The following is a 9,242-nucleotide window of genomic DNA, read 5'->3' as shown; positions in this document are numbered from 1 at the left end:
GGTGCCGCGGCGCGCGGGTGACCGCGGCGCGGTCGACGCGGGCTGCCTGCCCAACCTGCTCCCCGGCGGCCGGGTGGTGACCGAGCCGGCGGCCCGCGCCGAGCTGGGCGAGGCGTGGGACCTGCCGGCCGGGGTGATCCCGAGCCAGGCCGGGCGGGACACCGACGGCATCCTCACCGCCGCCGCCAACGGTCAGCTCGGCGCCCTGGTGGTGGCCGGCGTCGACCCGGCCGACCTGGCCGACCCGCGCCTGGCCGAGCAGGCCCTCGACGCGGTGCCGTTCCTGGTCAGCCTCGAGCTGCGGATGAGCGCGGTGGCCCGCCGGGCGGACGTGGTCTTCCCGGTCGCCCCGGTGGTCGAGAAGGCCGGCAGCTTCCTGGACTGGGAGGGCCGGCTGCGCACCTTCGAGGCGGTGCTGGAGACGGACGCGATGAACGACGGTCGGGTGCTCGACGCGCTCGCCGCGCAGCTGGACGTCCGGCTCGGCACCGGCGACGTGATGAGCGTCCGCCGGGAGCTGGGCTCGCTGCCGCCGACCCGGGTCGACCGCCCGGGGCCCCCGGTGGTCGAGCCGGAGGCCGTGCCGCAGCCGGGTGCCGGCGAGGCCGTGCTGGCCACCTGGCACCAGCTGATCGACCTGGGCAGCCTGACCGACGGCGACGAGCATCTCGCCGGGACCGCCCGCCCGCCGGTGGTCCGGCTCGGCAAGGGCACCGCCGAGGCGATCGGGGTGGCCGACGGCGACCCGGTGACCGTGGGCACCGAGCGCGGTGCGGTCACCCTGCCGGCGGCGATCACCGAGATGCCGGACGGTGTCGTCTGGCTGCCGACCAACTCACCCGGCTCGACCGTCCGGCGCAGCCTCGGCGCGTCGTCCGGCGCGGTCGTGCAGGTCTCCGCCGCGGCGGTGGCCGCGGACGCGGCCGGCCGTCCGGGTCCGCTCCTCAACGCTGGGGGTGTTCAATGAGCCCGGTCCTCGCGGCCGCGCAGGATCCGACGCTGGCCGACTTCGGCAAGGACCCGTGGTGGCTGGTCCTCATCAAGATCGTGTTCGCCTTCGTCTTCGGTCTGCTGGCGACGCTGCTCGGCGTCTGGTTCGAGCGGCGGGTCGTCGGCCGGATGGCCGTCCGGCCCGGCCCGAACCAGGTCGGCCCGTTCGGCCTGCTGCAGACCCTCGCCGACGGCCTGAAGATGGCCTTCAAGGAGGACATCCTCCCGCGGGCCGCGGACAAGGTCGTCTATTTCTTCGCGCCGACCATCTCGGTGATCTGCGCGGTCACCGCGCTGTCGGTGGTGCCGTTCGGGCCGAAGGTCAGCATCTTCGGGCACTGGACGCCGCTGCAGGTCACCGACGTGTCGGTGGCGGTGCTCGTGCTGCTGGCCTGCTCCTCGATGGGCATCTACGGCATCGTGCTCGGCGGCTGGGCCTCCGGCTCGACCTACCCGCTGCTGGGTGGTCTCCGGTCCAGCGCCCAGATGATCTCCTACGAGGTCGCCATGGGGCTGAGCATCGTGGCGGTCTTCATGACCGCCGGCACGATGTCGACCAGCGGGATCGTCGCCGCCCAGGCGCACGGCTCGAAGCTGGACATCCTCGGCATGAACGTCACCGCCCCCGGCTGGTACGCGATCCTGCTGCTGCCGAGCTTCGTGATCTTCTTCATCGCCATGGTCGGTGAGACCAACCGGGCGCCGTTCGACCTGCCCGAGGCGGAGTCGGAGCTGGTCGCGGGCTTCATGACGGAATACAGCTCGCTGAAGTTCGCGCTCTTCATGCTCTCCGAGTACGTCTCGATGGTGACCATGTCCGCGGTCACCACGACGCTCTTCCTGGGCGGCTGGCGGGCCCCGGCACCGATCACCACCTTCTGGGCCGGCGCCAACTCCGGCTGGTGGCCGATGCTCTGGTTCTTCGGCAAGGTGCTGATCCTGGTCTTCGTCTTCGTCTGGCTCCGGGGCACCCTGCCCCGGCTCCGGTACGACCAGTTCATGCGGTTCGGCTGGAAGGTCCTGCTCCCGATCAACCTGGTCTGGATCCTGGTCCTGGCCGGCCTGCGCTCGATCGAGGACTGGCAGACCAACGACCGGCTGCTCGCCACCGGCATCGGCGCGGGCGTCCTGCTGCTGGCCACGCTCTTCTGGCCGAGCCGGAAGAAGGAGCCGAAGCCGGCGCTGCAGGAGCAGGTCAACAGCCGGCCGCACGGCAGCTTCCCGCTGCCCCCGATGGACCTGCAGGTACCCCCGAGCCCGCGCACCAGGCGCGTGGTCGCCGAGCGGGAGCCGGCCAACGTCGTCGCCGGCACGGACTCCAGGGAGGTGTGACGTGGGCGCGATCACCGGAACGTTCAAGGGCTTCGGGGTCACCTTCTCGCACATGTTCAAGAAGGTCGTCACCACCGACTACCCGTTCAAGCCGCCGGTCTCGGCGCCGCGCTACCACGGGCGGCACATCCTCAACCGGCACCCGGACGGGCTGGAGAAGTGCATCGGCTGCGAGCTGTGCGCCTGGGCCTGCCCGGCCGACGCGATCTACGTCGAGGGTGGCGACAACACGGAGGAGCAGCGCTTCTCCCCGGGCGAGCGGTACGCGAGCGTCTACCAGATCAACTACGCCCGGTGCATCTTCTGCGGGCTCTGCATCGAGGCCTGCCCGACCCGTTCGCTCACCATGAGCAACGAGTACGAGCTGGCCCGGGACAACCGGCAGGACCTGATCTTCACCAAGGAGCAGCTGCTCGCGCCGCTGCTGCCCGGGATGGAGCAGCCGCCGCACCCGATGCGGCTGGGCGAGAGCGAGAAGGACTACTACGTCGGCGGCCTGACCAACCCGGGCACCTCGGCCGGCGCCGAGCGTTCGCCGATGGGGCCCGGCCGGTACCAGCTCGATGAGACCCCGGGCGTGACGTTCCCGGGGGCCGAGCAGGCGGCCCAGCGGGCGGCGGCAGGCAAGGGAGACACGGCATGACCACGCAGACGGTGCTCGCCGAGGCGGCCTCGGTCGGCGGCGGCGAGGCGGTGACCTTCTGGATCCTCGCCCCGCTCGCCCTGATCGGCGCGATCGGCATGGTGTGGGCGCGCAACGCGGTGCACTCGGCGCTCTGGCTGGTGCTGACCATGCTCTGCCTGGGCGTGTTCTACGTCCTCCAGGCCGGGCCGTTCATCGGCATGGTGCAGATCATCGTCTACACCGGCGCGATCATGATGCTCTTCCTGTTCGTGCTGATGCTGGTCGGCCGGGACGCCTCCGACTCGCTGATCGAGACGCTGCGCGGGCAGCGTACGGCGGCGATCGTGCTGGCCCTCGGCTTCGCCGGCCTGGTCGGCACGGGCCTGTACCGGGCGCTCGACGGGGTCCGGGCCGTCGGCCTGGACAAGCCGAACGGTGAGGGCAACGTGCAGGGCATCGCCCGGCTGCTCTTCACCAAGTACGTCTTCGCCTTCGAGCTGACCTCGGCGCTGCTGATCACGGCGGCGGTCGGCGCGATGGTGCTGGCGCACGTCGAGCGGCGCAAGCAGGACCGGATGGACCAGGTCGCCACCATGAAGGCCCGGTTCCGGCCCGGCAACTACCCCGGCCCGAAGCCCGGCCCGGGCGTCTTCGCCACCTCGAGTTCGGTGGCCACGCCGGCGCGGCTGCCGGACGGCCGGCTGACCGAGCGGAGCATCCCGGAGATCCTGCCGGTCCGGGAGCTGACCGCCGAGGAAACCTCCCTGAAGGGGACGGAAAAGAAATGAGCTCGTTCTTCTCGGTCGAGCCGAGCTACTACCTGGTCCTCGCCGCGGTGCTGTTCACCATCGGCGCGGTCGGGGTGCTGGTCCGGCGCAACGCGATCGTCCTGTTCATGTGCGTCGAGCTGATGCTCAACGCGGCGAACCTGACGCTGGTCACGTTCAGCCGGATCAACGGCGACCTGAACGGCCAGATCATGGCGTTCTTCGTGATGGTGGTGGCGGCGGCCGAGGTCGTGGTCGGGCTGGCGATCATCATGTCGATCTTCCGGACCCGGCGCTCGGCCAGCGTCGACGACGCCAACCTGCTGAAGTACTGAGGGGCCTGCGGTGGAAGAGACTGTGCGATTCGCGGAAGCCTCCGGGTTCCTCGGCAGCGTCTGGCTGCTGGTGGCCATCCCGCTGGTCAGCGCGGCGATCCTGCTGCTGCTGGGCCGGCGGGCCGACCGGTGGGGCCACTGGCTGGGCGTGGCGGCCATCGGTGCCGCCTTCGTGCTCGGCCTGACCTACTTCTTCCAGCTCCGCGGCCTGGAGAACAAGCAGGTCCAGCTGAGCCTCTGGCAGTTCATCACGGCCGGCGACCTGAAGGTGGACTTCGGTCTGCTCTTCGACCCGCTGGCCGCGGTCTTCGTCCTGCTGATCACCGGGGTGGGTTTCCTGATCCACCTGTACGCGGTCGAGTACATGGCGCACGACGAGGGCCGGCGGCGGTTCTTCGGCTACTTCAACCTCTTCGTCGCCGCGATGCTGCTGCTGGTGCTCGGCAACAACTACGTGATGCTCTACTTCGGCTGGGAGGGCGTCGGTCTGGCGTCGTACCTGCTGATCTCCTTCTGGTACGGCCGGCCGAGCGCGGCCACCGCCGGCAAGAAGGCGTTCCTGATGAACCGGGTCGGTGACGCCGGCCTGGCTATCGGCATCTTCGTGCTCTTCGCCCAGCTCGGCAGCACCCAGTACGAGGACGTGTTCAACGGCGTCGGCGCGCTGAGCCAGACCACCGTGCTGGTGCTCGGCCTGCTGCTGCTGCTCGGCGCGACCGGCAAGTCCGGCCAGTTCCCGCTGCAGGCGTGGCTGCCGGACGCGATGGAGGGCCCGACCCCGGTCTCCGCGCTCATCCACGCGGCCACCATGGTCACCGCGGGCGTCTACCTGATCGCCCGGTCGAACCCGATCTTCTCCGCCAACAGCACCCTCCAGCTGGTGGTGGTCAGCGTCGGCGCGATCACCCTGCTGATGGGCTGCCTCATCGGCGCGGCCAAGGACGACATCAAGCGGGTGCTGGCCTGGTCGACGGTGAGCCAGATCGGCTACATGTTCCTCGGCGTCGGCCTCGGTGGCGCGGCGTACGCGCTGGCGATCGTGCACCTGCTGGCGCACGGCTTCTTCAAGGCCAACATGTTCCTCGGCGCCGGCTCGGTCATGCACGGCATGCACGACCAGGTGGACATCCGCCGCTTCGGCAACCTGTCGAAGTACATGAAGGTCACCTGGCTGACCTTCATGATGGGCTGGCTGGCCATCATCGGCATGTTCCCGTTCTCCGGCTTCTTCTCCAAGGAGCCGATCATCGTGGCCGCCTTCGAGCGGGAGGGCTGGACCGCCTGGCTCTTCGGCATGGCCGCGCTGGTCGGTGCCGGGCTCACCGCGTTCTACATGACCCGGCTCTTCGTGCTCACCTTCCACGGCCCGGCCCGCTGGACCGAGGACATCGAGCACCCGCACGAGTCGCCGAAGCTGATGACGATCCCGCTGATCCTGCTGGCGATCGGCTCGGTCGCGGCGGGCTTCCTGCTCGCCACCTCCGTGCCCGACTGGCTGGAGGCGACCGCCGGCCTGGGCGGCCAGGAGAAGGGCCACGAGGCGGTCCTCGCGCACTGGCTGATCACCACGCTCTCGCTGCTGGTGACGGTGCTCGGCGCCGGGTTGGCCTGGTTCCTGTTCCGCAACGGCACGGCCACCGAGCCGCAGCCGGCCGGTGTGCTGGTCACCGCCGCCCGCCGGAACCTCTACACGGACGCCTTCAACGAGGCGGTCTTCGAGAAGCCGGGCATCTTCCTCACCCGGGCGCTGGTCTTCCTCGACAACCGGGGCGTCGACGGGCTGGTCAACGGCCTCGCCGCCGGGGTGGGCGGGGGCTCGGGCCGGCTCCGGCGGCTGCAGACCGGTTTCGTGCGGTCGTACGCGACCTCGATCCTGACCGGCGCGCTGCTCGTGGTGGCGGCGTTCCTGGCGGTGCAGGCGGGGTGGCTGGCGTGATCGACCTGAACGCGGCCGCCCCCGCCGGCGGGCCACGCAGTCACGACGGAGGTAAGGCCGAATAATGTCCAACTTCCCGTTCCTCTCGGTGCTGACCGTGGCACCGCTGGTCGGCGCCCTGGTCGTGGCCCTGCTGCCGCGCCGTCGGCCGGACCTGGCCAAACTGGTGGCGTTCGGCTGGTCGCTGCTGGTGCTGGTGCTGTCGGTGGTCATGTGGATCGCCTTCCAGGCCGACGGCGACCGGTTCCAGTTCCGCGAGTCGTACGCCTGGATCCCGAACTGGGGCGTCAACTTCACCTTCGAGGTGGACGGCATCGCGCTGGTCATGCTGATGCTGATCGCGATTCTGGTGCCGCTGGTGATCCTGGCCTCCTGGCACGACGCCGAGCAGTCCCGGCGCTCGGTACCGGTCTACTTCGCGCTGCTGCTCGTCCTCGAGTGCACGATGATCGGCGTCTTCGCGGCCGCCGACGTCTTCCTCTTCTACGTGTTCTTCGAGGTCATGCTGGTGCCGATGTACTTCCTCATCGGCAGCTACGGCGGCCACCAGCGGCAGTACGCGGCGGTGAAGTTCTTCCTCTACTCGCTGGTCGGCGGTCTGTTCATGCTCGCCGCGGTGATCGGCCTCTGGGTGGTCGGCGGGAAGACCTTCGACTGGCAGGCGCTGAGCCAGACCGACCTGGACGTCAACACGGCCCGCTGGCTGTTCCTCGGCTTCTTCCTCGCGTTCGCGATCAAGGCGCCGTTCTTCCCGTTCCACACCTGGCTGCCGGACGCCGGTGGCGCGGCCCCGGCCGGCGCCGCGGCGCTGCTGGTCGGCGTGCTGGACAAGGTCGGCACGTTCGGGATCCTGCGGTACTGCCTGCCGCTCTTCCCCGAGGCGTCCAAGTGGTTCGCCCCGTGGGCGCTGGCGCTCGGCGTGATCGGCATCATCTACGCCGCGCTGCTGGCGGTCGGGCAGAACGACCTGAAGCGGCTGGTGTCGTACACCTCGATCGCGCACTTCGGGTTCATCGGGGTCGGCATCTTCGCGTTCACCACCCAGGCCGGCACCGGCGCGGTCCTCTACATGCTCAACCACGGGCTGGCCACCGGCCTGCTCTTCCTGGTGGTGGGCATGCTGATCGCCCGCCGCGGCTCGGCGCTGATCAGCGACTTCGGCGGCGCCGGCAAGCTGGTCCCGCTGCTGGCCGGGGTGCTCTTCTTCGCCGGTCTCGCCTCGCTGGCGCTGCCCGGCACCGCGCCGTTCGTCTCCGAGTTCCTGGTGCTGATCGGCACGTTCACCACCAACAAGCCGGTCGCGGTGATCGCCACGCTCGGCATCATCCTGGCCGCGGCGTACGTGCTGTGGATGGTGCAGCGCACCACCCAGGGCACGCTCAACCCGGCCCTCACCGAGGTCGACGGCATGCGCCGTGACCTGACCCTGCGCGAGAAGATCGTGGTCGCCCCGCTGATCGCGCTCATCGTGCTGCTCGGCTTCTACCCGAAGCCGGTCACCGATGTCATCAACCCCGCCGTCAAGGCGACCATGCAGGACGTGGGTCGGACCGACCCCGCCCCGGCGGTCGGCACCGTCCAGGAGGCCGCGAAGTGAGTGAACTGAAGCTGCCGTCGCTCGACTACGCGGCGCTGGCTCCCATCCTGATCCTGTTGGGCGCCGCCCTGGTCGGCGTCCTGGTCGAGGCGTTCGTGCCGCGCCGCCTGCGCAACGGGGTGCAGCTCGCGCTCGCCCTGCTGGCGGTGCTCTCGGCGCTGACCATGGTGATCCTCAACGCCGACGACCGGCTGCTCACCGCCGGTCAGGCCATCGCGGTGGACGGGCCGACGCTCTTCCTCCAGGGTGCGATCCTGATCCTGGCCACGATGGCGCTGCTGCTGATCGGCGAGCGCTCGGTGGAGCGGGGCGGTGCCTTCGTGGCCCACGCCGCGGTCACCGCCGAGTCGCCCGACGACCTGCGGCAGGCCGAGAGCGCGGGCGGCACCACCGAGGTGTACCCGCTGGCCACCTTCGCGATCGGCGGCATGCTGATCTTCGTGGCGGCGAACGACCTGCTCACCATGTTCATCGCGCTCGAGGTCTTCTCGCTGCCGCTCTACCTGCTCTGCGCGCTGGCCCGCCGCCGGCGGCTGCTGAGCCAGGAGGCGGCGATGAAGTACTTCCTGCTCGGCGCGTACTCCTCGGCGTTCTTCCTGTTCGGTGTGGCGCTGATCTACGGCTTCACGTCGGGCGTCCCGGGCCGCACGGCCGGGGTCGACTTCGCCACCATCCACGCGGCGGTGGCCGACTCCCCGGCCAGCCCGACGCTGCTCTACGCCGGCATGGCGCTGCTCGCCATCGGCCTGCTCTTCAAGGCCGCCGCCGCGCCGTTCCACGTCTGGACGCCGGACGTCTATCAGGGCGCACCGACCCCGGTGACCGGCTTCATGGCCGCCTGCACCAAGGTGGCCGCCTTCGGCGCCCTGCTGCGGGTCTTCCACGTCGCCTTCTCCGGGGCGGCCTGGGACTTCACCCCGGTGCTGGGCACGGTGGCGGTGCTGACCATGCTGGTCGGCGCGGTGCTGGCGGTGACCCAGACGGACATCAAGCGGCTGCTCGCCTACTCGTCCATCGCGAACGCCGGCTACCTGCTGGTGGGCGTGCTGGCGCCGAGCAAGGACGGGCTCTCCGGCACGATGTTCTACCTGGTCGCGTACGGCTTCTCGGTGATCGCCGCGTTCGCCGTGGTGACCCTGGTCCGGGACGCCGACGGCGAGGCCACCCACCTGTCCCGCTGGGCCGGGCTGGGCCGGCGCTCGCCGTTCTTCGCCGCGATCTTCACCTTCATCCTGCTGGCCTTCGCCGGTATCCCGCTGACCAGCGGGTTCACCAGCAAGTTCGCGATCTTCGCGCCGGCGCTGGACGCGCACCAGGCCTGGCTGGTGATCGCCGGTGTGCTGACCAGCATGGTGCTGGCCTTCCCGTACCTGCGGGTCGTGGTGATGATGTGGCTCTCCGAGCCCGGGGAGGCCACCCCGACGGTCACCGTGCCGGGCGCGCTCACCTCGGCGGCCCTGGTCATCGGCGTGCTCGCCACGCTGGTCCTCGGTGTCGCCCCGGCGCCCCTGCTCGACCTGGCCAACGGTGCCGCCGAATTCGTCAGATGACCGAGGTTCTCCCACCGGGGGGCCGGCCGGCCAGGGGGTGCGGCCCCCCGGCCGGGGACCCCCCCAACGGGCGGTGGGAAGGGGGGGGGGGGGGTGTGTTGGTGTTTGAG

The 9,242-nt window shown here is 70.4% G+C and carries 8 protein-coding genes; all 8 read left to right on the top strand.

Annotation, left to right across the window (positions count from 1 at the left end; translation table 11 throughout):
* A partial coding sequence (locus ACWEVO_RS20380; RefSeq protein ID WP_452309101.1) for a molybdopterin dinucleotide binding domain-containing protein occupies positions 1-967 on the top strand: 967 nt, incomplete at its 5' end.
* Entirely contained in the window at positions 964-2,322 is a 1,359-nt protein-coding gene (gene nuoH, locus ACWEVO_RS20375; RefSeq protein WP_452309100.1) for an NADH-quinone oxidoreductase subunit NuoH, read from the top strand. The genes ACWEVO_RS20380 and nuoH, both read left to right, overlap by 4 nt.
* A 1-nt stretch (position 2,323) precedes the next feature.
* Positions 2,324-2,965, top strand: a complete 642-nt coding sequence (nuoI, locus tag ACWEVO_RS20370; protein WP_452309099.1) for an NADH-quinone oxidoreductase subunit NuoI — start codon at positions 2,324-2,326, stop codon at positions 2,963-2,965.
* On the top strand, positions 2,962-3,735 hold the full coding sequence (locus ACWEVO_RS20365) for an NADH-quinone oxidoreductase subunit J (protein WP_452309098.1): 774 nt from the start codon (positions 2,962-2,964) through the stop codon (positions 3,733-3,735). The genes nuoI and ACWEVO_RS20365 overlap by 4 nt, the downstream gene beginning before the upstream one ends.
* Positions 3,732-4,049, top strand: coding sequence for an NADH-quinone oxidoreductase subunit NuoK (gene nuoK / locus ACWEVO_RS20360; protein ID WP_265004547.1), 318 nt, complete (start codon positions 3,732-3,734; stop codon positions 4,047-4,049). Before ACWEVO_RS20365 ends, nuoK begins: the two co-directional genes overlap by 4 nt.
* A gap of 10 nt (positions 4,050-4,059) precedes the next feature.
* The gene (nuoL, locus tag ACWEVO_RS20355) at positions 4,060-5,985 is read left to right on the top strand and encodes an NADH-quinone oxidoreductase subunit L (RefSeq protein ID WP_452309097.1); all 1,926 of its coding nucleotides are present in this window, start codon (positions 4,060-4,062) and stop codon (positions 5,983-5,985) included.
* Between the two features lie 64 nt (positions 5,986-6,049).
* Positions 6,050-7,582 carry an NADH-quinone oxidoreductase subunit M gene (locus tag ACWEVO_RS20350; protein ID WP_452309096.1) on the top strand — a complete coding sequence of 511 codons (1,533 nt, stop codon included), beginning with the start codon at positions 6,050-6,052 and terminating at the stop codon, positions 7,580-7,582.
* Positions 7,579-9,132: an NADH-quinone oxidoreductase subunit NuoN gene (gene nuoN, locus ACWEVO_RS20345; RefSeq protein ID WP_452309095.1), complete on the top strand. Its 1,554-nt coding sequence runs from the start codon at positions 7,579-7,581 to the stop codon at positions 9,130-9,132. The genes ACWEVO_RS20350 and nuoN overlap by 4 nt, the downstream gene beginning before the upstream one ends.
* Positions 9,133-9,242: the final 110 nt, after the last annotated feature.

It is taken from the genome of Micromonospora sp. NPDC003776, assembly GCF_053605645.1.
This window is presented reverse-complemented; position numbering and strand designations above follow the sequence as displayed.